This is a genomic window from Geobacillus kaustophilus (assembly GCF_000948285.1).
Classification (GTDB): Bacteria; Bacillota; Bacilli; order Bacillales; family Anoxybacillaceae; genus Geobacillus; species Geobacillus thermoleovorans_A.
Genome location: NZ_JYBP01000003.1, coordinates 3,043,252 through 3,068,288 on the forward strand (window position 1 = coordinate 3,043,252; position 25,037 = coordinate 3,068,288).

At 45.4% G+C, this 25,037-nt stretch carries 24 protein-coding genes; all 24 read right to left on the minus strand.

All coding sequences use genetic code 11. The features are described from left to right. Positions 1-594: 594 nt before the first annotated feature. Positions 595-1,776, minus strand: coding sequence for a UDP-4-amino-4,6-dideoxy-N-acetyl-beta-L-altrosamine transaminase (pseC, locus tag LG52_RS15755; protein WP_044732655.1), 1,182 nt, complete (start codon positions 1,774-1,776; stop codon positions 595-597). A 41-nt stretch (positions 1,777-1,817) separates the two neighbouring features. After that, positions 1,818-2,765 (minus strand): dTDP-glucose 4,6-dehydratase, encoded by a 948-nt coding sequence (locus LG52_RS15760; protein WP_044732656.1) that lies wholly within the window; start codon positions 2,763-2,765, stop codon positions 1,818-1,820. 12 nt (positions 2,766-2,777) lie between these two features. Further along, the gene (gene pseI / locus LG52_RS15765; RefSeq protein WP_044732657.1) at positions 2,778-3,833 is read right to left on the minus strand and encodes a pseudaminic acid synthase; all 1,056 of its coding nucleotides are present in this window, start codon (positions 3,831-3,833) and stop codon (positions 2,778-2,780) included. A 4-nt stretch (positions 3,834-3,837) separates the two neighbouring features. Next, positions 3,838-4,890, minus strand: a complete 1,053-nt coding sequence (gene pseG, locus LG52_RS15770; protein WP_231584482.1) for a UDP-2,4-diacetamido-2,4,6-trideoxy-beta-L-altropyranose hydrolase — start codon at positions 4,888-4,890, stop codon at positions 3,838-3,840. A 727-nt stretch (positions 4,891-5,617) separates the two neighbouring features. After that, positions 5,618-6,343 (minus strand): cytidylyltransferase domain-containing protein, encoded by a 726-nt coding sequence (locus tag LG52_RS15775; RefSeq protein ID WP_044732658.1) that lies wholly within the window; start codon positions 6,341-6,343, stop codon positions 5,618-5,620. 2 nt (positions 6,344-6,345) lie between these two features. Further along, positions 6,346-7,317 carry an ATP-grasp domain-containing protein gene (locus LG52_RS15780; protein ID WP_331436734.1) on the minus strand — a complete coding sequence of 324 codons (972 nt, stop codon included), beginning with the start codon at positions 7,315-7,317 and terminating at the stop codon, positions 6,346-6,348. Positions 7,318-7,374: 57 nt separating this feature from the next. Beyond that, positions 7,375-8,040, minus strand: a complete 666-nt coding sequence (locus LG52_RS15785) for an HAD family hydrolase (RefSeq protein WP_044732659.1) — start codon at positions 8,038-8,040, stop codon at positions 7,375-7,377. Between the two features lie 270 nt (positions 8,041-8,310). Then, positions 8,311-9,696: a sugar phosphate nucleotidyltransferase gene (locus LG52_RS15790; RefSeq protein ID WP_044732660.1), complete on the minus strand. Its 1,386-nt coding sequence runs from the start codon at positions 9,694-9,696 to the stop codon at positions 8,311-8,313. A gap of 10 nt (positions 9,697-9,706) precedes the next feature. Further along, the gene (locus tag LG52_RS15795; protein WP_044732661.1) at positions 9,707-10,870 is read right to left on the minus strand and encodes a glycosyltransferase family 4 protein; all 1,164 of its coding nucleotides are present in this window, start codon (positions 10,868-10,870) and stop codon (positions 9,707-9,709) included. Positions 10,871-11,077: 207 nt separating this feature from the next. Beyond that, a complete protein-coding gene (locus LG52_RS15800) occupies positions 11,078-12,211 on the minus strand; it encodes a glycosyltransferase family 4 protein (RefSeq protein WP_052524542.1) in 1,134 nt (377 codons plus the stop codon). Next, complete coding sequence (locus LG52_RS15805) at positions 12,208-12,777, minus strand: hypothetical protein (RefSeq protein WP_156135647.1); 570 nt, start codon at positions 12,775-12,777, stop codon at positions 12,208-12,210. Before LG52_RS15805 ends, LG52_RS15800 begins: the two co-directional genes overlap by 4 nt. Before the next feature lie 364 nt (positions 12,778-13,141). Further along, the gene (locus tag LG52_RS15810) at positions 13,142-16,276 is read right to left on the minus strand and encodes an FkbM family methyltransferase (protein WP_156135648.1); all 3,135 of its coding nucleotides are present in this window, start codon (positions 16,274-16,276) and stop codon (positions 13,142-13,144) included. A 33-nt stretch (positions 16,277-16,309) separates the two neighbouring features. Next, a complete protein-coding gene (locus LG52_RS15815; RefSeq protein WP_044732663.1) occupies positions 16,310-17,314 on the minus strand; it encodes a UDP-N-acetylglucosamine 4,6-dehydratase family protein in 1,005 nt (334 codons plus the stop codon). A 28-nt stretch (positions 17,315-17,342) separates the two neighbouring features. Continuing rightward, positions 17,343-17,927, minus strand: coding sequence for a hypothetical protein (locus tag LG52_RS15820; protein WP_044732664.1), 585 nt, complete (start codon positions 17,925-17,927; stop codon positions 17,343-17,345). A gap of 272 nt (positions 17,928-18,199) precedes the next feature. After that, positions 18,200-19,180: a flagellin gene (locus LG52_RS15825; protein WP_044732665.1), complete on the minus strand. Its 981-nt coding sequence runs from the start codon at positions 19,178-19,180 to the stop codon at positions 18,200-18,202. Between the two features lie 194 nt (positions 19,181-19,374). Next, positions 19,375-19,614: a carbon storage regulator CsrA gene (gene csrA, locus LG52_RS15830; protein WP_044732666.1), complete on the minus strand. Its 240-nt coding sequence runs from the start codon at positions 19,612-19,614 to the stop codon at positions 19,375-19,377. A gap of 12 nt (positions 19,615-19,626) precedes the next feature. After that, positions 19,627-20,061 carry a flagellar assembly protein FliW gene (gene fliW, locus LG52_RS15835; RefSeq protein ID WP_044732667.1) on the minus strand — a complete coding sequence of 145 codons (435 nt, stop codon included), beginning with the start codon at positions 20,059-20,061 and terminating at the stop codon, positions 19,627-19,629. 21 nt (positions 20,062-20,082) lie between these two features. Continuing rightward, the gene (locus LG52_RS15840; protein ID WP_044732668.1) at positions 20,083-20,637 is read right to left on the minus strand and encodes a DUF6470 family protein; all 555 of its coding nucleotides are present in this window, start codon (positions 20,635-20,637) and stop codon (positions 20,083-20,085) included. A gap of 35 nt (positions 20,638-20,672) precedes the next feature. Beyond that, complete coding sequence (flgL, locus tag LG52_RS15845; RefSeq protein WP_044732669.1) at positions 20,673-21,566, minus strand: flagellar hook-associated protein FlgL; 894 nt, start codon at positions 21,564-21,566, stop codon at positions 20,673-20,675. 9 nt (positions 21,567-21,575) lie between these two features. Next, positions 21,576-23,171, minus strand: coding sequence for a flagellar hook-associated protein FlgK (gene flgK / locus LG52_RS15850; RefSeq protein WP_044732670.1), 1,596 nt, complete (start codon positions 23,169-23,171; stop codon positions 21,576-21,578). 11 nt (positions 23,172-23,182) lie between these two features. Then, positions 23,183-23,650 (minus strand): flagellar protein FlgN, encoded by a 468-nt coding sequence (locus tag LG52_RS15855; protein WP_044732671.1) that lies wholly within the window; start codon positions 23,648-23,650, stop codon positions 23,183-23,185. Between the two features lie 14 nt (positions 23,651-23,664). Further along, entirely contained in the window at positions 23,665-23,931 is a 267-nt protein-coding gene (flgM, locus tag LG52_RS15860) for a flagellar biosynthesis anti-sigma factor FlgM (RefSeq protein ID WP_044732672.1), read from the minus strand. A gap of 72 nt (positions 23,932-24,003) precedes the next feature. Beyond that, a complete protein-coding gene (locus LG52_RS15865) occupies positions 24,004-24,414 on the minus strand; it encodes a TIGR03826 family flagellar region protein (protein ID WP_044732673.1) in 411 nt (136 codons plus the stop codon). Between the two features lie 172 nt (positions 24,415-24,586). Next, positions 24,587-25,024: a YaaR family protein gene (locus LG52_RS15870; protein WP_044732674.1), complete on the minus strand. Its 438-nt coding sequence runs from the start codon at positions 25,022-25,024 to the stop codon at positions 24,587-24,589. Positions 25,025-25,037: the final 13 nt, after the last annotated feature.

Here is a 25,037-nt window from a genome sequence, read left to right on the forward strand (position 1 = left end):
TCACCCGTCCAAAAGAATGCTCATTTCGCCATATCGCCGTTTTCATCGGCGTTGTTGTTTCCTCAACGTCGGACAACCGAACATATTCCTCTCCCACTGTTCCCCGAATCAATGGCTCCGAAACGGGGAAACGGGCACGGACTGCTTGGGGTTTCGGCAAACGAAAATACCCATCGATCCCAGTAGATGAAGACTTCCCTGCACGGGAGGCAAAGGACGGCGTTCAAAATAAAAGTTCACAACAATCTCTCCCCTGCGGAGAAATTCCGCCGTGCACCCCATTGACGTAGACAGGATTATAGTCATCGGGAAACAAGTATTTAAAATGAACGGCCTTTTCTTTGCCAGCCATGATACAACCTCTATGCAACAGTCTTTATTTTCATTATGAACATACGTTTTGAAATGAACAAGATAGAACCTGACAACAAGGACGATATGGCCCCTGATAACCTGAGGCTAAAATCCTTAACGATGCCTAAATCATGAAACCGTATTTTTACTTTCTCCATTCCCATGGCAACTTCCTGCGGTGATCACCAATAAAACTCAGAAAGCTGCTTCCGTAAAATGAAAACGAGGTGGCAAACCTCGTTATTTTCGATAAAAGGAGAGCACTTTGTTCACCCCTTCCATAACTGTTCGAATATCATATTCGCTCATTTTCGGAAAAAGGGGAATCGTTAACACCGCTTCATACCACTTTTCCGCAACCGGGCAAATTCCTTTCTTATATCCTAATTGTTGATAATAAGGGTGAAAATAAACCGGAATGTAATGAACGTGCACTCCGATATTTTCTGCCCGCAACGCTTCAAATATCTCTTTGCGTCCCACCCGAAAATTCTCTAATTGCAACTGAAGCACGTATAAATGCCAGCTTGAGTCCACATACGGAAGCTGATAAGGAATGCGCACCCCAGGAATGCGAGAAAACGCCTCATGATACATCGCGGCAATTTCCCGCCGTTTCTGCACAAATGCATCAAGCTTTGTCAACTGGCTAAGCCCGAGCGCTGCCTGCACATCCGTCATTCGGTAATTGTAGCCAAGATCCACCATCTCATAATACCAAGGCCCTTCATTCTTTCTTACATTCTCCGTTGTAATCCCATGCGTACGAAAACGTTTTAATTTAAGGTAGTATTCTTCATGATCAGTGACAATAACGCCACCCTCACCCGTCGTAATAGGCTTGACAGGATGAAAGCTGAACATCGTCATATCTGCTAACGAGCCTACTTTTTTTCCTTTATAACAAGCTCCTAAAGAATGGGCGGCATCTTCGATGAAGACAAGACCATATTTTCTGGCGATTTCCCGGATCGGATCTAGATCGGCAGGCTGGCCTGTAAAATCAACGGCAATAATCGCTTTCGTGCGCGAAGTGATGGCCTCCTCGATGAGATTGGGATCGATATTGTACGTTTTTTCATCAATATCCACAAACACAGGCGTGCCGCCAACATACAGCACGCAGTTGGCGCTGGCCGCGAAGGTAATCGGGGTCGTCACGACCTCATCTCCTGGCGAAATGCCAGCGGCAAAGCAAGCGCCATGCAGGGCGGCCGTCCCATTGGCAAACGCCACCGCATATTTCGCCCCGACATAGCGGGCGATTGCTTCTTCAAATTGCTCAATTTTCGGCCCTTGTGTAATGAATGGGCTTCTTAATGTTTTCACCACCGCTTCAATATCTTCTTCATCAATCCATTGCTGTCCGTAAGATAAAAATGATTCTCGTACAGGAGTTCCCCCATCGATCGCTAACTTCATGCTCCATTTCCTCCTTGATATCCTGAAGAAAAGCCACCCGACTACATCAGGCGGCTCGTTTTGATCCATTCTTCCGTCTTTTGAATCCCCTCTTCAAGAGACACTTTCGGCTCCCAGCCTAACAGCCGTTTTGCTTTTTCATAATTGCATAACAACTTTTGAATCTCGCTCTGCGGATGGATATGAGGAACATGCTCAATCCGCTTTTCATCGCCCACGATGAGCTTAGCTAAATCATTAATCGAAATATCCCTGCCTAATCCAGCGTTCAAGATTTCCCCGTTCACCTTATTTGAATAACCAGCCTGAACGACAAACCGCGCACAATCATCGACATACAATAGATCCCGTGTTTGTGTACCATCTCCATAAATTTGCAATGGTTCGCCGGTCAGTTTCTTTCGAATAAAGATCGCGACAACCCCGCCTTCACCGCTTGTCTTTTGATAAGGACCATAGGTATTAAACGGCCGTATAACGACAACCGGCAGTTGATAGGCATGAAAATAAGACAGCACCATATTTTCCGCCGCAATCTTCGCCCCTGCATACGGAGAGGCCGGCTTTGTCGGATGAGTTTCGGTGATGCCTGTTTCCTCATAGCAGCGGTCATACACCATGCAGGTGCTCATAAATACCAGTTTTGTTTGATGCGCTCGACATTGTTCAAGGAGATAAAAGGTTCCAATCGTATCGTTGTAAAACGTCGTTCTTGGATCATCAATGGAATCTTGCACATTAATCGACGCCGCTAAATGATAACAAAGCTCATACCTATTTTCATGAAAAAGTTGTGCTAGCAAGTTCTCGTCTTTGATGTCACCGACGATAAACTGCTTCAAATTTGGATGATGGCGAAACTCAGCAATATTTTCTTCTCTCCCGTTGGAAAGATCATCGAGAATCCAAATATCGTGACCGTCCTCAAGCAACTGTTTGGCCACCGCGCGACCGATAAACCCCGCGCCGCCTGTCAATAATATTCTCATACGGATCACTCCTTACAATAATAAATCCCATGTCACCGGTGTTCCTTTTTTTACATCACGTTTCACCGTTTTTCCAAGCAGCTGGTCGAAATATTTCGGCGGTAATCCACTTCCAGGACGAATCGCCCGAACGGTTTCCTTCGTCAGCGTCTCTCCTGCTTTCATATCGCGCACAATGTATAACGACCGCCGATGTTTCAGCGAGGCTTCTTCCGTTTTCGTGGGGCCGTATTGAACCCGTCCGATGCTTTGCCATGCCCGTTCCGTTTCGACAACTAAGGAGGCCATTTCATGGGGTTCCATTGAAAACGCCGCGTCCACCCCTCCTTCGGTGCGTGAAAGGGTAAAGTGCTTCTCAATGACGGTGGCCCCTAACGCAACGGCAGCGACACTGACACCGACCCCCATGGTATGGTCAGACAACCCGACTTGACATTGAAACAACTCTCTCATATGCGGAATAGTAGCCAAATTGGAGTTCTCAGGTGTCGCCGGATACGTGCTTGTACATTTTAATAAAATCAAATCTTGGCATCCCGATTCCCTTGCTGCTCTGACCGTTTCATCCAACTCGGCCGCCGTTGCCATTCCTGTTGAAATAATCAATGGTTTGCCTGTCGATGCCACCTTGCGAATTAAAGGCAAATCCGTGTTTTCAAACGAAGCGATTTTATAGGCCGGAACATGGAGTTCCTCTAAAAAATCAACGGCCGTTTCATCAAAAGGGGTGCTGAACGCAAGAAGCCCTAATTCTTGACAACGTCGAAAAATCGGCTCATGCCATTCCCAAGGGGTGTAAGCTTCCTGATAGAGCTTGTAAAGCGAATTCCCTCGCCAAAGGCTATCCGGGTCATCAATAAAAAAATCACCTTCATCAATATCAAGCGTCATTGTATCTGCCGTATACGTCTGCAATTTCACCGCATCGACGCCTGCTTGCGCCGCGGCTTCCACGATGGCCAACGCTCTCTCTAAAGATTGGTTATGATTGCCGGACATTTCCGCAATAATAAATGGTTTATGATTAGGCCCAATGAGACGATGGCCAATTTGAATGTCTTTGATCAACGAATCATCCCTCCAATAATGCCTCGACGATAGGGTGTACAGTATATTCTCTCATACTTCCCGCCAATTCGAATGCTTTGCGGCTCATACGCTTCAGTTGTTCCGATGAAGTCATCGCTCTATATACAATATCGGCATAGTCATCCGATTTTACATCCGCATGCCAGCCGACATTCCACACCGCTCCGTATGCAGCGGCCTCTTCCGTCGATTGCCTCTGATTTTCCGCCACCACCGTCACCGCAGAGGGCAAGCCGAGAAAGCAACGTTCCCACATCGCTGCGCCGCCAGCTCCAAGCGAAAAATCCGCCTTTGCCATCAGTTCGGCAAGGTAATCAATTTGACAATAATAGTGGAATCCCATTTCCCGACACCTTGATTCTATGTGAACGCGATTCAAGTTGGCTTTCCCTACTACAACATCAACGTCCAAATGGCGAAAATCAAGCTCCTTTAAAGCATGCAATGCTTTCTCCGTTTCATTCGTCGGATCGCTCCCGCCAAAAAACAAGAGCAGCCGCCGAACTTGTCCGTTGCGAATCGGTGCATATCGTCTAGCCTCATCAAATTCCGGCCGCAACAACATATATTGTGGGCCTAAAAACAGACGGCAACCGGATGGCACAAGTCCATGATACCGCTGTTGCGCCTGTTGGTAATAGTTTTGATCCAACAAAATATCACATTGATGAGGTCGGTTAGCTAAATCATCAATCACCATCACACGACCGACATAGGCTTTCACGTTTTCTTCCCAGCGGCGATCAAGCTCATAATGATCGACAATGCACCAGTCGATCGGTTGGAGCAACCGCCGAATGACATCCATCGTCCGTTGTGCATCCACTTCCTGAATCACAGGCCCATCGTAAGCAAGACGGAACACAGGAAACCCCTCGTGTTCCACCTCATCACACAAATCCCCTGGCCCCATCCTCATCGCAAAATACACCGTACAACCGGCTTCTTTCAGCATCCTCGCCAATGTCAAACAGCGCATAACATGGCCGGTGCCTATACGAAATGATGAATCGACACGAAATAAAATATTCATCATGGATTGCTCTCCAAATTTTACTGTGTCTTCTAGATCATCGGCTCTTCACCACAAAATGCACTTGACAAAGAAAGACGCTCATGATAGAGAAAACCAAAATAGCAATTTTCCTTTTCATATCATACACCTCATTTGAGCAACATTGCTATCATGTTTGTCTTTAAAAAGTCAAGTACATCTTTTGGTGATGAACCAAAAAATCTTCAATATTCGTTAGAAAATACAGGTCATGCATTTTTATCTCTTTTGCCAAGACAGTTTCAATAATAGGGATGAGATCATGCGGTTGGACACGATTCTCCACAACCCCATTTAAAACATGCATCTCAAATTCTATATAGATGCAATTTGAAGCTTTACCATTTGTAGTTTTTCCCGAGTATTTGATCGACTGTCGGGCGACCGAACAACGCCGCTTCCAGACCCATATATGGGCCTGTGAAGCAGGCGGTTGTTCGGTCTTCCGTCACGCCAAGGCGTGACGGAGGCAAGCCACAGGCTTGCCTCCGACAGTCGAAAATGGGCAAACCGCTTTTCCGTCAAGGATATGTTAAACTTCTTCGTTGCATCTATATAGATCTTCAAATTGATTAAGGAACTTGTCAAATTCCTCATTGTTTTTCATTCCATCTACAAAACATAGTAAGGCATTTCTTTTCACATCGATCCTCCCCAGCTTTTTGAATATAAATTCATATTGATTCTATAATGAGAACATTTCCTGCCTTTACACCACCGGCTTTTGCTGAACATGGGCGTTGATTTGTGCTACATTAGGATGATCAAGCAAAAAACGAACGACCTCGCGTGAACGAACAAGTCGGTCTCCTTTGAAATGTTCTGCAATTGCCCTGCATAATTGATAATCTTCTTCAGTATCGAGTGTGATGCGCAACTGAGGATGCTGAATCTCCCTTGGCGCTTGAATATATGTGCGCTGAAATTCATCCGGAAACTCATACGCATAATACGTCACATGCTCCCGATGGCGCGGCTCTTTTCCATGATGGTATATGTATTTGAGAGCTGAGAATGACATCATTTCAACCACTAGGCCCCGAGGCAAATTTCCTTCCACAATCACGATATCAGATGGTTCAGACTTCATCACGTCAATAATTTGACCCGCCAGCTCATAATCAACAAACGGGCAATCCGCCGTCACACGAATCACATAGTCAGGCTGGTAAGGTTTTGCACATTCATAATAGCGCGCAAGCACGTCATCCTCCGATCCGCGGAAGCACGGAACATGATGCTGTTTGCACCACGATTCAATCGCATCATCCTGCGGCAGTACAGAAGTTGCGACAATAACCTCATCTACCTGCTTCACTTGTTGGCATCTGGAAACAACATAATCTAGCACCACCGTCTCCCCAAGCGGCATTAATACTTTTCCGGGCAAACGGGACGACCCCATGCGGGCTTGGATGATAATCAAAGTTTTCAACGTTATACCTCCTCTTCCCTGATATCTATGATCAAATTGGTTGGATGCCTTATTTGTCTTTTTTCAGTTTTTGAACGAATGAAAGGATAATCATCCAAATTTTTTCCTTGTGATTCAAGAAAAAACCAATAAAAACTATCTAAACCGACTTCTATACTTAACGTGGAAGCTCCTCCGAAACGACTATTGCACTCTATAATATGAAAATCTCCTTTATTATCCATTATAACTTGCATTACAGCATGACCATATAATTTTAAACATTTAGCAATATCCCCGCACATACGTTCTAACTTTTCATTTTTTATCGTTGTCGTTACTTGCGATTCCCCGTTTACGACATTGTCCCTTGTTCGCGCTACTACTCCTTTAACGTCCCCTGTACGGGTAACATAAAGATCAACACTGATTTCAATGCCTTGAATAAATGGTTGGAAAATAGGGTCTTCTAATTTCTTAGCGTGCAATACTGCCTCTTCTCTTGATAAATTAATCCCTATGCTTCTCGCTCCAGCTCCGTAACGTTCTTTTACGACATAATTATTACATCTTAATTCTTGAGCCGATAAGGAAGTCGGAATAGCAGGAAAACCATTTTCAGTTAAAACTTTGTAAAAGCGAAGTTTATCAAGACAAGCTTTAATAGCTTCTGGCTCAGAAACCATGACGGAAATCCCATGTTCCTCAAATAATCGACGATGGAACGCAAAATAACGAAGTTCGCCATCCCTTGTCGGTATAATAAAACGAATATTTTTTTTCTTACAGACTGAAATAAACTCTTCGATTTCCACATCTTTCAAAGAAGGCATTTCCCAAAATTCATGAACAAAATATCGACCGATACAATTTGGATTCATATCGGCGCCAATCAAAACCATAGAAGAATCCATTTTCAGCATCGCTTGTTGAATAGCTTGCAGCATCGGTATTTTCTTCGAAATGCTTGTCACTAATACATTAATACATATCACCCCTTCGCTTTATAGAAAAAAGAGCTAGTGACAATTCTATCACCAGCTTGTTCATTCTTATTTAATTAATTCAGTTAACGAATAAATTAAATAATCCGCTTCATATTCTCTGGAAAGCCTCGTTTGCATATGATCACCAACATCGCGAACGATACGAACGGTCCCCATGCCTAGTTTTTTAGCGGTAATAAAATCTTTGTTTGGATTATCTCCTATATATACACAATCGGCAAAATCTAAATGCAAATGTTTAACCATTTTTCGATACGGAGTCTCGCTAGGTTTCCAATGTTCCTCCCCTAAATCGCCAGTGACAATAATATAGTCAAACAGCTTCTCTAAATGAAGCGCCTTCACTTTGGCCCATTGCATCGTTGAATTTCCATCGGTAATAATCCCTAACTTTTTTCCTTTTTCTTTTAAATAGAAAATTAATTTCTTAGCATCATCATATAAAGAAATGTTAGGAACATGTCCACGATAAAGACGAACTAAATGTGAAATATCCATATCGATATCTAATCGCCTACATACTTCATCAAACACTCGACCGCGACCATTTCTTTTCCACTCATCAATGAGCATTTCGTAAATTTCACTTACATCTATATCCAATCGATAATTCGCCAACTCATTCGCCACGACCCAAAATCCTGATTTTACGTAATCATGTTCACAATATAGGGTATCGTCGAGGTCAAAAATATACCCACTGTAAATCATAAGACACCTCAAGCTGGTACAAAAACATTGACTAATACCCGTGGTGCTAGATAAACTTGAACCAGCATCAAAATAGTCCTTGTCTAGCGGATTGCCTGCAGAATGAAAGCGTAGCCTGTCATACCAAAGGAGAATCTCCATGCAAGAACACGTTTCTGTTCCTGCAGGTCAGGCCAAAAATCAAAAGCAATAGGCTCCCATTCGAGCGTTAGCGTTCAACTAGCACCACGAGTTTTTTTCATATTTGTAAAATTGTAACTCAATATTTTATTACTTCACATTTCTGTTAGTACCGATATATTCCACATGTGATAAAATATCATCCCATGTCATTGCCAAACGAACAATATCCTCTTCAATTAGTTCTGCTCCTCTCTGAATTTCAATAAATTCCAAATCAGTAATTGCTTTCATCGCATGCCTTGCTTCCACAGGGATTTGCAAAACATCTCCTTCTTGAACTTTTCGCAATTCACCATTTAAAATAAACTCCCCTTCTCCTGAAATAATCGTCCACACTTCACTTCGCTTATAGTGTATTTGATAGCTTAAATTTCTGCCAGCCAAGAGACGAACTCGTTTCGTTAATACTTCTTTCCCATTGTCTAATTTTGTATAATCAAGCACACGATACCAACCCCAACGGCGCTCTTCATACATCGGACGATGTTTAAAATTACCAACTACATCCTTTAGGCGTGGACTGGCTGCTTTATCCGCCACTAAAATTCCATCTGGACTTGCAGCAACAACAACATTGGACAAGCCAAGTACCATAACAGGAATTTCTAACTCATTGACTAAATGCGTATTTTCACAATCATCGCTAATAATTCCTTTACCGAGAACAAAATCATCTATCTCTTCCGTCAACGTATTCCATGTACCAAGATCTTTCCATTCCCCATTGTACGAAAGTGCTACAATATTTTCCGTCTTTTCCACTACTTCATAGTCAAAGCTGATTTTTGTAAGCATACAATATTTTTTAACAAATGTTTCATATTCTGTAGGATATCCTTTAGTTTTTAATAGATCTAACAAAAACCCTAAACGAAATGCAAAAATTCCAGCATTCCATAAGGCATTATGTTCAATCAACTTTGCCGCTTCATGTTCAGAAGGCTTCTCTACAAAACTCTTTACCCGAAAATAATTGCCGCCCTCTTCATGTGGCACAATATAACCATATTTGGTCGATGGATATGTCGGTTTGATTCCAATAAGCGCTAATTGCGCATCTGATTGATTAACGATCTTTTCTAGTTCTTTGACTTTTTCAAAAAACTTATCATCCACGTATGAGTCAACAGGTAAAACAGTAACTACCTCTTCTTCGCTTAATCCAACAACATCTGAAAGATAAACAGAAGATAACGAAATTGCTGGAAACGTATCTCTTCGTTCCGGTTCAATAATAATTGGCACATCATATCCTAATTGATTTTGTAACATGTCGACTTGTGCTTTTCCGGTTACAATAAAAGATTCTTTAGCTAAGCCAACAGAAGACAGTTGGCGCCAAACACGCTGTACCATTGATTCTAGTTGACTATCTTCCGTTTTTAAAACTTTTAAAAACTGTTTTGCCCGCGCATCGTTCGAAAGCGGCCAAAGCCGTTTCCCAGAGCCGCCGGAAAGAAGGATCACCTTCATTAATGTTCACCTACCTGAAATCAGCGACCAAGCGATTGAATAACTTTTCATACTCAACCACTGTGTAGTCAAAATTAAATATTTTCGAAATTTTGTTTGCTGCATTTTTTACTTTTATTTCAAGCACTTCTTTATCCATTTTCATCACTTGTTTGATTCGTTCAGCAATTGCTTGAACGTCTCCCGGGGCAAACCCACCTAATCCATCATTGCCGACGATATTTTTAATATCTAATGTACCTTCAATTTCTGAAAAAATAGCTGGAATCTCCAACACCATTGCTTCCAAAATTGCTAAACCAAGTCCCTCATTATATGATGGAAAAACAAATAAATCTGCTGCCGCAACAATTTCATATGGATCCTCTACCCATCCAGTAAAAATAACCTTATTTTCAAGAGACAATTTTCGAATTTCCTCTTGAAGCAATTGCACATAATCAGGATAATCTGTCGTATTACCAGCAAGGAGAAGATAAGTATTGTTATCATAGTCAAATATTTGTTGCATAGCTCGAATTAAATCTAGCTGACCTTTTCGTTCGTACACTTCCGCCAATTGCGTAATAATTTTCGCATCTTTTGGCAGTCCATACTTTTTACGTATTTTTTCCCTAATCACATGTTTTTTATTTATGTATGGTTGAGGGTTGAACCAAAGTCCTGGATAAATAACGGATGTTGGGGCATGAATTCCTTTGCTTTGTCCATACTTTCGATAGGCATGTGAAACATAGCAAACCATGTCACACTCATTGAATGCCCACGCATCAGCAATGTTCATCCATTCTGGTCTGATTGGGGACCAACTGTGAAAGGTCGCTACTACAGGAATATTTACATTTGCTGTCCTACGAGCTACATGAGTAGCGAATGCCGGCACCCCTGCATGTACATGGATAATATCATATTTTTTCTCACTCAATAACTTGGCAAGCTTTTGGGTTTCCGGCCAAAACCGCTCGTGCTCTCTTTTAAAAAAATTCATCTGAAAATGACCAATTCCACTTTTTTGCAACTCATCAATTAATTCATCCCAATCAGACAAACCATCAATTTTCCCTGTAGAAATAACATCCACCTCATGCCCACGCTTCTTAAGTCCTTGAGCAATACGGGTTGTGACTAACCCTGAACCACTTTTGAGAATAGTTGTTATTTCTAATATCTGCATCCGTCAAACTCCTCTAATTTTTCTTCTACTATTCTTTCCGATATCGAAGCATATTGGCTAAAGTTTGTACAAGAAAAATTAAAAAATAAAAGGTCGATACATGGGAAACATCCGCAAGCTTAAAAATTGATTTCTAAAGGAAAATGGATTTTTACGCACCTTTATGCATACATATTAGGCGTTTTTGCAACATGCCTCTTTAAACTTTTATGATTCATTGAAACACTTCAAAAATACATCTCTGGTTTGCAGGGCTGTCTTTTCCCAAGAGAATAGCTTTGACCGTTCTAAACTTTTTTCGCGCAATTGTTTTTGTAAAGTCGGGGATAATAAGACCTTCTCTATTGTATAAGCAATTGATTCAACATCATAGGGATCACAATAAAGCGCTGCCTCCCCGCCCACTTCGGGTAGAGATGATACATTAGAAGTTACTACCGGTACACCATATCCCATGGCTTCTAACACTGGCAGTCCAAATCCCTCATATAAGGAAGGATACACAAATACCTCAGCATTACTATATAAAATCGGCAAATCCTCATCTGGCACATATCCTGTCATGATAATACTATCCTTGAATTGACTTTTCTCAATCTCCCTTATAAGCTCCTCAGACCTCATCCCAAGTCCACCTACAAAAACCAAATGGAGCTCTTCCTTTAGGTTAGTTCTAATAATTTCATACGCCTTTAATAATCTATTTAGATTTTTCCTCGGTTCCAAAGTACATATAGACAATATATAGCTCTGGCTTATTCCATATTTCATTAAGGTATGATGTTGTGTTGTCCCATCAGCTTCATTACTGAAACAGGATTTAAAATGACTAGATAAATAAACAACTGAAATTTTCTCTTCTTCTATTTCATAAAGTTCCATAATATCCTGTTTAGTTGAATTTGAAACTGTTATTATATGGTCAACATGCTTTGCGCAATCGCGCATATATATATCATAAAAATCATAGATGCTCGTATTATTAAATATGTCTGGAAGCCTAAGTGGAATAAGATCATGTATAGTAACGATTCCTTTAAAATTCCTTCTCTCAGGAAGCGGATAAAAAGGCGAGAAAATCATGTCCAAGTCTTCTACATAGCCTATTAGAGATAACAATTTATTAGCAAACTCCATATCTCCATATGGCAATTCTACGGGAACCTTAATTTTTTTTGCACATTCCAATTCACTGCGATGCACATTACCAATTAAATAATATTCTTCCTCTTCGAATTTAATCAATTCTTGTGTAAGATTTAGAGCATACCTTCCCAAACCAGTAATATTAAGACTATCTAAGACTCTCAAATCTATCCCTATTTTGATCAATTGAATCACTTCCTTCCTACTCCTGAATATTCCCAGTACCAATTACAAATTTGTCTATATAATTGGATACTCTCCTTCTTTAAAGTTAAGTTATTAACTTTATATAATTCCATATAACTGTTAAACGCATAGTAAACGTCAGGCGATATTCTCTCTACAATTTCTTCAACATTTTCATATCCTGTTCCGAAACGATTGTTGTAGAGAACAACCACTTTATCAAAGAATTTCTGATTTAAATAATCAAATATTTCATCAAACCTACTAACATCATAATTTCCATTATAAATATACTCTATAATTTCAACACTATCACCATATAATTCTTCCAGTTCATCTTTATTAGTATAACTTGTTATAACATATTTCTTTATACTATTATTAATATTATCTAACTTCGAGATAAATTCCCTTAAAACTCCAATGCTCGCTGACCTAATGATAAGTATGCTTTGGCAATCCTTTAATTCAGAGAAATGTATTTTATCGAAACTTGAATGTATAATGTTTTGCAATTCTCTACAAACATGTTGTAACGCATTCTTCATCTCTCGATCACGATAATTGCATTCCATAATTATCCACTCCCTGAAACACACAAGTTGACCCTTCGCCTCAAATACAATTGATAAAACCTTCGTTTGAGCAACATAAATTATGGTTGCTTTCAAAGCCAAATAGATGATGAGCCTATATAGATGCAACGAAGAAGTTTAACATATCCTTGACGGAAAAGCGGTTTGCCCATTTTCGACTGTCGGGGGCAAGCCAGGGCGTGACGGAAAATCGAACAACCCCCGCTTCCAGACCCATGCATGGATCTGAAAGCAGGATTATTTGGCCACCCGACACTCGACTGAATGTTCAAAAAAAATGCAAATGTTAAAATTTAAAATTACATCTATAGGCATAGGCTTGCCTACATCACTCAAGGAAAAATTACCTTTCCATTTTTCTTACAATTTTAATATCGAAATAGCTGTCCTGATCTTTTAAAGAAATCAATGTTTCTACTCCGACAGGTAGAATACTACAATCATGATTAATCACAAAAAAATGGAATCCCTTGTCCAAGAATCGGTTCAAGATCGGTTCTGGGTCATGTCCCTGTGCAATCCATCTCTTTGGAAAATATTCCATAAATATCTCCATCTCATTCGAGTTATCAATAATCCCGAACAATCCTTCCATAATGAGTGGCTCTGCTCCTTCAATATCCAACTTCACAACATCTACTGACAAATTAGGTAAATAGCTGCTGAGTTCCACGGCCGGCACTCTTATTGTTTCGATTTTAAAATCATCGAGCTCTTCTAACTTAAAAAGACTGGCCGAACCTGTATATAATTGTTCTGGAATATTTTCAGGGGCAGGAACATAAAGATCAATCTCCCCATTTTTATCACTCAGTGCCACTTTATGAAGATACGTATTATTAAAGCCATTAATGGCCAAACTCTTTAAAATATTCTTATGATGGAAAGGGTTGGGCTCAAAAGAATGTACAGTACCTTTAGGCCCTACCTTCATAGCAGCCAAGAGTGTATAATATCCGCAATTGGCACCAATATCCAAAACTGTCATACCAGGTTGAACGCTATTCAAAAATGCATTGGAAACCCATTGTTCCCAATATCCATCGAGAATTAAGTGGGGAGAAATGCTTATATCCCTAGTATCTAAATAAATCTTTGGGCCTTCTAATAATCTCGTTAACACGGTGAAATCTCCAAGATAAGCAATGGGCCTATTCATTCCAAATCCCTCCAATTGACCTTCTTCATTCGCATGCAAGAGCACAATTCCATCTACTTGCAATTCAATCGCTTCAAAAATAAATCTTTCTGCATTCTGCAGTTCAATTTCAACCTCATGTATACCATCTTTTAAACCGCTTTTCTCAAACAATACTTCCTGAAAAAACGGTGAAAATAAGGAGGGAAAACGTTTATCTTTTGCCGAGAACTTTTCTTTATACCCATCAATCGCAATCTCAATCTGATCCGAGCAATCAGCATGCCTTGCCCCAATCACCCGAATCGCCGTCCCTTTAAACTTAAATTTTATGGTTGCATTTGCTTGATTCGTCTCATAATACACGGCGATCACATCAGATTCCATTGACGGCTGTTTTTGAATTTTTATTTCTTTTTTGCGCCATTGGCCGCTATAGTGAAATGCGCTAGACGTGCTTTCATATCTCTTCCATCCAGAGTCCTTTCGCTTCAATGCGGGATGCAGATACGTTTGCACGAATGGCGCGATTTCGTTATACGCTTGCTGGCATGTATGCAAATAGCGGCGAAATGACCGAACCACTTTGTTTGCTTTCATCTTCGGATCTTGTTCTTCTCGAATCGCCTGTGCTTCTTTTTGCAATAGTTCGGTATCGACGCGAACGACAGGTCGGACGTATACGTCAAAAAAATCATTTTTCGTCCAACGGCGAAACTTCTCATCAAAGCGGGCGAATAATTTGGGCAATTTCTCTTCTTTCTGCCGTTGAGCGGCTTGTTCCAATTCATGAAGCATCGCTTCAATTTCTTGGTATCCTTTGATGAAGTCAACCATGGCTCGATTCATGTTCTCGATCTTGGCTTCCACCGCTTGGGCTGTGTTGGATGGCTGACTGGCATGCCAGTTCGCATCCACGACTTCGTCTGTCAAACGGGTTTGAATGACGGCCTCCAGCGGGATAAAGGGAGCTCCCGAGATCTGGGCGCCGCCTTTTGTTGTGTTGATGACTTCGATATGGGAATACGTCTGAATATAGTGTTCCATTAACAGCCGCATTTGGTTAAGCGATTCATTCGTTGTAATCAGCTGGCCGTATACGTCCTTCACTTGCATGAGGCCGTGTCGCTCATGTTCGAGCACCTCAGCGGTTTGTTTTTCTCCGCGTTTAATCTCCTTCGCATAATAGTAGTTGTCGCGGAAGGCAAAATTTTGCCCGACGAGAATGACAGGATTCGCCTCCAACTTCGCCAATATTTGCAATGTAATGATGGCGATCGAGAAGGCATCATCAATGATTTCGTTTCGGTCCAAATGGTCCAAATAATATGGCGTTACCGTATCTTGGGATGTGACGGCGTAAAATTTTGGTCCTTTATATTTTTGAATCGTTTCATAGCCGACGCTGGTACCGTAAATCATCGGCACGTTCGCGTCAATCCCTTTGTCAATCATGTCCCAAAAAACGGCAAAGTTATGGGCCTGAGGGTCGTACGTGCAAACGGCGTCGGGAAGGATGCCATTGGCCACCAAGGCCCGATTGGCCGATCCGACAGCAAAAATGTAAGCCAACCCCTTTTCTTTAATATAACGGAGGTTGTCATATTCGTCTTGCAACGACGGGCCGGCGGCGACGAGCAAGACCGGTTTGGAGCGGAAATACTCTTTTTTGCTGAAGATGCTGGCCGACCGCAGCGTTGTCGGCAAATTCATGACGCTATTTAATGTCCACCGTTTGCTGAAGGCCCATTCTGTTGCCAAATTGATCCGCTTGGACTGTATGAGGTCACGAAACTGGCGAACAAATTGTTGAAATGGATGAGCGAAAATGCGCTCATAACTCGGCAGCGTAATGAGCAATACGTTCGTCTCCAGCGCGTTCGCAAACTCAGCAAAAAACTGCTTGCGCGAAGTCTCGTCCGTTTCCACATACAGATAGCGAAGCCGTTGCAACGGCCATTCCGTGAGCCGTTTATACGATAAAAAGTGAAAAAAGACCCATGGATTCGGTTCATAAATCGTAAATACCTTATTGGGAAACATGGACAAGATTTTTTCAACATGATACCCGAGACCGATCCCGTAAAAGAACAGGTGGTCATGCTTCCCGATCTCGTCTTTCCATTGTTGAACAAGCCGCTCTGCCTCTTGCTCTGGGTTGTATTTGCTGTGCAAATACAGAGGGCGGCCGTTTGCCTGAACTTGGATCGTCGGCAACCCGACATGGGATGGGATCATTTCATATGGCTGCCCCGCTTGCTCATGTACGATGCGATTCCATAGTCGCCAAATGGCTGGGTAGTTCGTTTGCAAAAATTGCCGATTCTCTGCCAACAACATCATGTTCATCTCCCGATCACTCACAGTTTCCCCTCATATTAAGCCTTCTGCCAAAATCCAACGGCGCAACGTTTCTTTATCAATCATCTCGCCTTGAAACGGATTGTAGCACGGACGGATGTTCAGTTCCTTCGGATAGGCATGCGGTTTCCATCCGAAAGGAGGACCAATCACATACATGTCTTCTGTCTCCCATGCCGTATGTGCTTCATCTTCCGTCATGAGCTCTTCGTACATTTTTTCCCCTGGACGCAACCCAATTTCTTTGATTTTAATCGTTTCGGTAATGTGATATTTTTTTGAGACTTCCTCAATCATCACCTCAACTAAATCCCTTAGCGCCACCACTGGCATTTTCAGCACGAACACTTCTCCGCCCACGGCCAGTTCATTGGCTTTTAAAATGAGAGAAATGGCTTGCGACGGCGTCATCATATAACGAAGCATGTCCATATTGGTGACGGTCACTTCTCGATCCTCTAAAATCTGCTTTTTAAACAACGGAATGACCGAACCGCGAGAGCCCATGACATTTCCAAACCGCACTGCTGAAAAAATGGTTTGCTTCGGTCCTTTTTGATACTCTGTCGCCGCGATTAAACGTTCTGCCGCCAATTTCGTTGCACCGTACGTGTTCGTTGGCGAAATGGCCTTATCCGTGCTTGTAAATAACACTTTTTTTACCCCTGCGTTCAAAGCAGCTTGAATGACATTTTGCGTGCCGATAATGTTCGTTTTCACGGCTTCAAACGGATTGTATTCACAAGCGGGAACATGTTTCATCGCGGCAAGATGAAACACATAGTCAATATCTTCCATCGCACGCAGCACGCGCGCTTCGTCGCGAACATCACCAATTAAATAACGAAGCACATTAGAATGTTTAAACTGCTGCGCCAGTTCAAACTGCTTATGTTCATCGCGGCTAAAAATGCGAATGACTTTTGGCTCGTAGTGTAGCAGCGTTTTTGTTAAATGTTGTCCAATCGTTCCTGTACCGCCAATAATCAAGATCTTTTTTCCGGTGTAGATGCTCAACTCGTTTCACTGCCTTTGCTGTCTGCGTTTAGTTCACTACATTGACTTTAACGTGTTCCATGATGTCCTTCAATAACGGCTTGATCTCATATTGAATCAGATCCGCTATAAAAATCGCATCGTCTGCTTCTACAGCTTGAAGCAATTGCCGCAATGACTCCGCCAACGTCTCCCGGATGCGGACGAGCGTCTGACGATCAATCATATCATTCCGATGTTCAGCAAGCCAATAAAGCGCTTGGTCGATCCATTGGATTCCTTCCAGCATTTGCTCAAATCGAACCCATGTATCTTCGGAAGGGGTTTGATAAAATTCATCGATGATGCGCTCAATCTCTGGCAAGGAGCGCATCAAATACGAATGCATCGTCTGGAACACATCGCGTATGTATTCTTCCATCGTCACCGCCACGACGTCAATGGTGCGGATGGAATCGATTCGCTCTTCGATATAGGTCTCAACATCGTCATACACTTCGACGCCATCGATGACGAGATGACTCAATTGCCTCCCCGCCTCGGAAACCATGCGGGAAATTTGTTGGAACATCGCGTCAAGCTCTGTGCGATCATTCCGATATTCAAATGTTTGTCCGAAAATGTTGAGCTGCATGTCGCGCACTCTCCTAAACGAGATTTGTCGGTCATGATTCGACATCTTCTACCATTATTATCGGACGATTTTTGTCAATCTGAAGCGAATGGTAGGAGAAAATAATGCCAATCGATATCTTGTAAAACATTAAACATTTTTACGAAATCGATGATTAGAGAAGCTTCCTGCGTGAGGGGGTGGAGGATTAACGGCATGTTCCATTCAATCGCCAGCCTTAAAATAAAGAAGGCCCCTCTCGATCGACCGAGAAGAGGCCTTGATTTTTTCGATTATCGCAGCAGCTGAAGCACGCTTTGCGGCTGTTGGTTCGCTTGAGCCAACATCGATTGGGCCGCTTGGGTGAGAATGTTTTGTTTTGTAAATTCCATCATCTCTTTCGCCATATCGACATCGCGGATGCGCGATTCCGCTGCCGTCAAGTTTTCTGCCGACGTATCCAAGTTGTTGATCGTATGCTCTAAACGGTTTTGGTACGAACCCAGGCGAGCGCGCTCCGTCGAAACCGTGTTGATCGCGATATCGATTTTCGAAATGGCGGCTGTCGCGCCGCTGAAGGTCATAATGTCTAGAGCATATTCATCAGTGCCTGTATTGCTGACGTCTGTTAACTTGTTAGCTGTTCCTCCAGCGAATTTCGCATTCGCGATGCCTCCAGACAATACGGAGGATACGGATGTACCGTTTGACGTAGTAGCTGCACCGATATTGTTGGCAGATGCACCAGATGCGCCAGCCAATCCAAGCGCTTGGGCGCGCATGTCGAAAATTTTAATTTCAAACGATTGATTTGTATTCGCCCCAATTTGCAGTTTAATCGGGCTCGCGCCGCTCACATTGCCGTTCAGCAATTTTTGCGTGTTGAATTCCGTCGTATTGCCGATCCGGTTGATTTCAGACGTCAGTTGATTGAATTCTTTTTGCAATTGCTCGCGGTCTGCTTGTGTATTCGTGCTGTTGGCCGCTTGCGTCGCCAGCTCGCGCATCCGTTGCAGGATGGAGTGAACTTCATTTAACGCTCCTTCTGCCGTTTGGATGAGCGAAATGCCGTCTTGAGCGTTGCGGCTCGCTTGCTCCAACCCGCGAATTTGGCCGCGCATTTTTTCCGAAATCGCAAGACCTGCGGCGTCATCGCCGGCGCGATTGATGCGGAGGCCAGACGAAAGTTTTTCAATCGATTTGGATGCGTTCGTCGTATTGGTCGTCAACTGCCGATACGTATTCAACGCCGCGATGTTGTGGTTGATTCGCATTTTCTCTTCCTCCTTGAAATGATTTTTCTTCCACGTCCTTGTGGAAGTTGTCGGCACGGGGCGAAAGTCGGCCGCCTTTCGCCGCAAGCCGCGCTCATTTTTTATATCGGCGCGTTTGTTGGAAGTTTAATAGGGAAAATCAATTTTTTTGTCGATGAAAAACGAAAAAAGCGCCGCTTGGGCGCTTGGTCGGGTTATGGCGTGTTCCATTGTTTCCATTTGGCGGTCAGTTCGGCAAGCGACGTTTCGGACGCTTCGGAGGCGGCGTTGTTTTCCGCTTGGATGGCAAGGTACACTTCTTTGCGGTGGATGTCGATCGATTTGGGCGCGTTGATGCCAAGCTTCACTTGATCGCCTTGAATGGCGAGAACGGTGATTTCGATATCATCGCCGATTTGGATCGCTTCTTTGATTTTGCGCGTTAAGACAAGCATAAGCCGCCTCCTTTACGTCGCCACTTTGTTCGGGAAGAGGCGATGTTTCGTTTTGTATGAGGTGTTGGTTAAGATCATTTGCTTGCCAGTTCGTTTTCGGACGTTGATGACCACCGGCGCCTGCAAGTTCGCCGTCGTCTCGTGAAACGGGTCGGCGACGGTGAGGATCACGTACACCGCGACGTCGCGTTCGCTTTCAATACTGAGCTGTTCGAGTGTTGCCTCGTCGAGTTCAAATTCGTACGCTGGAAAGTACGAAAACGGCTCAATCAGGACAAACCCAAGGGCAGGGGTCTCGACCGACTGCAAGATGACAAACGGCGTGTCGGCGAGCGGAAGAAGGACGAACCGCTTCTCGTCCGCGAATCCGGGCAAGCCGTGGGGAAAGTGGACGATGTCTTGCTCGTTCACCGCCATCGTTCCGTGGTATTTCGTGTCGATGTTCATGGCTTGTTCCTCCTGTTTTCGTCAAATGACGACGTCTATGTGAAGCGACGGGCGCTGGGCGAGATCGATCTTGACCGTTCCTTGTTGATAGCGGATGATCGGCGCGTGCGTGTTCACGTCAATGCGCGGCTTTTGGATGTGCCAGTCGATGTCAAGTTGCCCGGGTTCGTAGCCGATCTTGACGCTAAACGGCGGCGGGACGAGGGCGATGTTGAACTCAAGCGGCGGGCCTTCACTGTTCGCCGCCGCTTGCTCGACGAGCGGATCGCCGCCGTTTTCGATGCGCATAAGCTCATCGCCTTGGACGGCGGCGCGCTCGATGTAATCAAGCACCGCTTGGCGCCCGCGATCGGCGGCATCTTTGATCAACTGGAACACGTGCTTGTTGTTCACCGCCCCCCACGCCTGCGACTGGTCGAGCGTCAAGCGCGCAGGAATGGAAGCGACGCTCATTTCGGCAGGCGGCTGTTCGATCGTCATGTCGGCGGGCGGTTGGGTGATCTCGAGCCGCGCGGGGACGGTCAAGATCGCCAGCTTGGCGTACGTCGCTTCCATCCTAAGCTGCGGGATGCTCATGGCCATCGTCTCCTTTTGGTGGGCGAAAAGCTAACTTAACGCAAAAAATCGACCAATGTCGGCTGGATGACCCGCGCGCCGACTGCCAATGCCGCGCGGTGGACGCTTTCTTGCGTTTTTAAGTCGGTTATGACTTTTTCCAGATCGACGTCTTCGTTGTCCGACAGCATTTTTTCCGCGATCACTTGTTGGCTGTCGATGCGGTCTTCCATCAGCTCAATTCGGTTCATGCGCGCCCCGAGTTCGGCGCGAACGCCAAGCAAATTCGTCAAATGGCTGTCGAGTTTGTCTAAATAGCCCGTTAAATCATTACCGGTCGTACTCGGATTTTCGAGGGAAGCGGCCAAGTTTTGCAAGTCCGAAAACAATCCGTTGCCTGCCCCGAACGCTGTGCTCGGCGGAATGTTGACCGGAATGTAAATGCCTTTGGCGAGCTCAATATTCAACTGTTGGCTGTTCGTCGACACGGAAATCGTGCCGTCAGGGTTCACCGTAACAGGCGGCTCAGTCGTTTTGGCGCCGTTGAAAATGTATTTGTCGCCGACTTTCGTATTGGCGATCGTGGCCAAATGTTCGGTCAGCTGCCGCACTTCTTTGGCGATCGCCTGGCGCTGCGTTTCCTCGTATGTATCATTGCTTGCCTGCACGGTGAGCTCGCGGATGCGCTGGAGCGCCTGCGTCGCCTTGTCGAGCGCCGAATCGGAGTTTTCCACCCAGTTGTATGCTTCCGAGAAGTTGCGTTTGAACTGCTCGACTTCCGCCAAATTCGAGCGATAGGCGATTCCTTTCATGGCGACGACGGGGTCGTCGGACGGGCGGGTGATTTTTTTTCCCGTCGACAGTTGGGTTTGATATTTGTCCAAATTCTCGTAGCTTCGGCTGATTTGTTTAAGCATATTGTTCGCTAACATGCTTTGCGTAATGCGCATGATATCAACCTACCTCCCGACCACGCCCATGCCGTTGATGATTTTGTCGAGCATTTCGTCAATCACCGTGATTTGCCGCGCCGCGGCGTTATAGGCGTGCTGGTACTTGATCATGTTCATCATCTCTTCGTCAAGCGACACGGAGCTCACCGATTGGCGCTTCTCTTCAACCGACTGGCGCAATGTTTCACTGTTGCTTTTCATCCGGTTCGCCTGCTCGCCGTCGACGCCAAGCTGCCCGATCCAGCCTTGGTAGTTCGTTTCGACCGTTCCCGAGGAAAGCGGCAGGCTAAGCGATGCAAGGTCGACCGATATTCCGTCTTGCAGCGAAACGGTTGCATTGGACAAAAGCAGGCTGCGGACGTTGGCCAGATTGATGGCATTGTTGCCATTTCCCGTTTCCCCGCTTTTCGTCGCCGCGGCGATGTTCGCCAAATCGTCTATGTCGGCTGCGAGCGTGATCGTTTTCGCCGCGCCGTTCACCCCGCCCAGCCCGGCAAAAAACAGGTGATTCGTGCTTCCGTTCAGGCCGTAGCCTTGTTGGTGTACGGCGTTAAATAAAGTACCGAACGTATAGGCGAGTTTGTCCAAGTTCGCCAGCATGTCTGGGTACAACCCTTTGACGATCGGCTGACCGCTGGCATCGGTTCCGGTTTGATAGCCGTATCCTTCGATCAATCCGCGCAATTTGCCGTTCGGAAGAGAGGAAAAGAAAACGGTTGTTCCACCTATATCGAGCGCATTCACACCTGAAGCGGGGGGCATTTCCTTCCCCCCATCGCCGTCGACATCGCTGCCGTCGGGGAACGAAACCGATGCAGCGTTGCGGCCTTGCACGAGATACACTTTGTTATTCCCGTTCAGCACATAGACATCATACGTCCCTTCCGCCGCTGGAAGAGAGTTGCCCCCGACGGGATGTTTTTCGACTTGAATATCAACGAACTGTGACAGCTGGTCGATCAACCGATCACGCTCATCGTACAAGTCGTTGGGCAAATAGCCGTTCGGCTCGATTTCGGCAATTCGTTCGTTTAAGGCGCGGATTTGGTTCAAAAGGGAGTTGATTTCCGTCACCGCCACCCCGATTTGCGAGCCGATGTCGTCACGGATTTGCGTCAAGGAATTCGACAAGTAGTGGAACGTCTCCACAACGGCTAGCCCGCGCTGGCGGACGACGGAACGCGCCCCCTCGTTTTCCGGGTGGGTGCTCAAATCTTGAAGCGCCTGCCAAAACTGGTCCATCGTTTTCGCCAATCCGCTGTCGGATGGCTCATTCATGATATCCTCCATTTTCGCCACGGCGTCGGCGCGCGCTTCCCAGTAGCCGAGCTTGCTATTTTCGCCGCGGTATTGGACGTCCAAAAAGTATTCGCGCACCCGTTCGACTGACGACGCTTCCACCCCTGTCCCCATTTGCCCTGGGATGCTCGGGCGGTTGAGCCCAGGCGTCGGGAACGGCGGCGTGGGCCGCAATTGGACGCGCTGCCGTGTATACCCTTCCGTATTGGCGTTGGCAATGTTATGCCCTGTCGTATACAAAGCGGCCTGTTGCGCCATCATGCCGCGCCGGGCGGCTTCAAGTCCGTGAAATGTCGAGAGCATGGTTCTCCTCCTTACGCTTTCGATTCAAACAACGGGCGGTCGGGCAACGATGCGTATTCTTGCGTGCAGCTGTAAGTGGACGGCGTTGGGGTGAATGTCTCGATCATGGCTGTGACAAACTGGAGCGACTGCTCAATGAGCTGGCGGTTTAATTCATTCGCTTCCGCCACCGCGCTCACCGCCGCTTTGAGCCGCTTATGGCACTCGCTTAGCTCTTTGCGCTCCTTGCCTTCTGCCATCGCGATGCATCGGGCGACGGTCGCCGCCTCGTCGCCGAGCGCCTCCTTCAGCCAGCGCCGCCGCCGTTCTTCGAGTTGGCGGATGGCCAAAATATGCTTTTGTTCATCGGCAAGCAAAGCCGACAGCGCCTCAATATCGTTTTTCTTCAATGCTTCCGTTTTCCGCCGCGAAAGCGCCAGCAAGCTTTCATGCAGCTCGATGTGCGCCCGCAAAAGATGGATGAGTGCCGCAAACGTCATCATGACCGCTTCCTTTATCGGTTGTTTCGGTAATAGTCGATCATCCGCTTCGCGACCGCCTTCGGGTCGACTTGGTATGTGCCGCTTTCAATTTGTTGCCGCAGCTCTTCGAGTTTCGCCTGCCGCGCCTGTTCCCAGCTTACCGCTTCTTGCAACTCTTTCGCTTCTTTCGAAATTTCCACTTTATCGCTAGACGCCTTCCCCGCCGCCAGCCGCTCTGTTTTTGCGAGCTGGCGTTGGTACGGGTTGACGCCCATCGGTCCAATATGGTGTATTTTCATCACATTCACCTCGCTTGACCGGCGCTTGTTTGCATTTGGCTATTGTTTATATCGGAACGTTGACGGAAATGTTTAGCGTTCTTGATAGTCTTGGGTGTAATAAGTGGCCTGGCGGGGACGATCTTCTTTTTCCTTTTCCACCTTCGCCCGCCGCAAGTCGGCTTGCAGCTGACCGAGACACTTGGCGCACAGCCGCCCTTCACGGATCATCGCTCCGCACGAGTCGCAAGGATAGCCGAGATTCGGAAAATGGACGAGCTGCAGCCGCCCCGCACGAATCCATTTGATGATCAACTTCTCCTCAACCCCTGTCGCTTCAACGACTTGCGCCATCGTCGCCGTGCGATTTTCCCGTTTGCGCAAAAAGGCGTAAACGCGTTCAAATTGCCGTTCTTCCTCTTGATAGCACGATTCACATACATCGCGAACGGAGTGCTTGACAAACAACCGCCCGCACCTCGCGCAGTTTGCTAGTTCCGCCACCGTCTTCCCCTCCCCATCGTTGAATCGAATGGCCCATGTCGTCCATATCACCGTGCGCAAGCACTCATACAGGCATACATCCAGCACACGGCGCCATCGGCCTGCGAGTGACAGCTGTTCTACATAGCTGCCCCAACGCAGTTTCCTCTTAATCAAACATCCATCTTTGCGATTACGTATATATGTTGATAATCAACCCTTGAATCTCACCGACGAGCCGCAAAATCTCGAGCCCACGCTGCTCTTTTTGCAGCACTTCGTTCGTCAGTTCAACGAGCTTTTGATCAACTTCCTTCACGAGTTTATAAATGCGCGCTCGCCCGCCGCGGCTGAAGCCGCGCTGTTCTTCAAGTTGCAGGCCGTTTTTCACTGCATCGTCCAAAAACGCCTTGACGAGCTGTTTATATTTGCGCAAATCCTCAACCGTCCGCGACTCGGCGAGCTTTTTCCCTTGCTCCTCGATTTGCCGGACTTGTTTGTTGATCCGCTCCCATACGACGTCGCGGCGCGTTTTCGCCATGACTTCGGTGAATGACACCGATTCCATCGGTGTTTCATCTTTGCGGCTCACATTCGCCAGCCCAGCACGCGTGATTTTTTGCACTTCCATCGCCATCACCTCT

Coding starts and splice junctions, on each gene's coding strand:
- fliW (WP_044732667.1), bottom strand. CDS start 20,061: ATGAACATCGACACGAAATACCACGGAACGATGGCGGTGAACGAGCAA.
- LG52_RS15855 (WP_044732671.1), bottom strand. CDS start 23,650: ATGACGTTTGCGGCACTCATCCATCTTTTGCGGGCGCACATCGAGCTG.
- LG52_RS15870 (WP_044732674.1), bottom strand. CDS start 25,024: ATGGAAGTGCAAAAAATCACGCGTGCTGGGCTGGCGAATGTGAGCCGC.
- LG52_RS15840 (WP_044732668.1), bottom strand. CDS start 20,637: ATGAGCATCCCGCAGCTTAGGATGGAAGCGACGTACGCCAAGCTGGCG.
- flgK (WP_044732670.1), bottom strand. CDS start 23,171: ATGCTCTCGACATTTCACGGACTTGAAGCCGCCCGGCGCGGCATGATG.
- flgL (WP_044732669.1), bottom strand. CDS start 21,566: ATGCGCATTACGCAAAGCATGTTAGCGAACAATATGCTTAAACAAATC.
- LG52_RS15760 (WP_044732656.1), bottom strand. CDS start 2,765: ATGAGAATATTATTGACAGGCGGCGCGGGGTTTATCGGTCGCGCGGTG.
- LG52_RS15810 (WP_156135648.1), bottom strand. CDS start 16,276: ATGTTGTTGGCAGAGAATCGGCAATTTTTGCAAACGAACTACCCAGCC.
- pseC (WP_044732655.1), bottom strand. CDS start 1,776: ATGAAGTTAGCGATCGATGGGGGAACTCCTGTACGAGAATCATTTTTA.
- LG52_RS15825 (WP_044732665.1), bottom strand. CDS start 19,180: ATGCGAATCAACCACAACATCGCGGCGTTGAATACGTATCGGCAGTTG.
- LG52_RS15820 (WP_044732664.1), bottom strand. CDS start 17,927: ATGCAGCTCAACATTTTCGGACAAACATTTGAATATCGGAATGATCGC.
- LG52_RS15795 (WP_044732661.1), bottom strand. CDS start 10,870: ATGCAGATATTAGAAATAACAACTATTCTCAAAAGTGGTTCAGGGTTA.
- LG52_RS15790 (WP_044732660.1), bottom strand. CDS start 9,696: ATGAAGGTGATCCTTCTTTCCGGCGGCTCTGGGAAACGGCTTTGGCCG.
- csrA (WP_044732666.1), bottom strand. CDS start 19,614: ATGCTTGTCTTAACGCGCAAAATCAAAGAAGCGATCCAAATCGGCGAT.
- LG52_RS15785 (WP_044732659.1), bottom strand. CDS start 8,040: ATGATTTACAGTGGGTATATTTTTGACCTCGACGATACCCTATATTGT.
- flgM (WP_044732672.1), bottom strand. CDS start 23,931: ATGAAAATACACCATATTGGACCGATGGGCGTCAACCCGTACCAACGC.
- pseG (WP_231584482.1), bottom strand. CDS start 4,890: ATGATGAATATTTTATTTCGTGTCGATTCATCATTTCGTATAGGCACC.
- LG52_RS15805 (WP_156135647.1), bottom strand. CDS start 12,777: ATGGAATGCAATTATCGTGATCGAGAGATGAAGAATGCGTTACAACAT.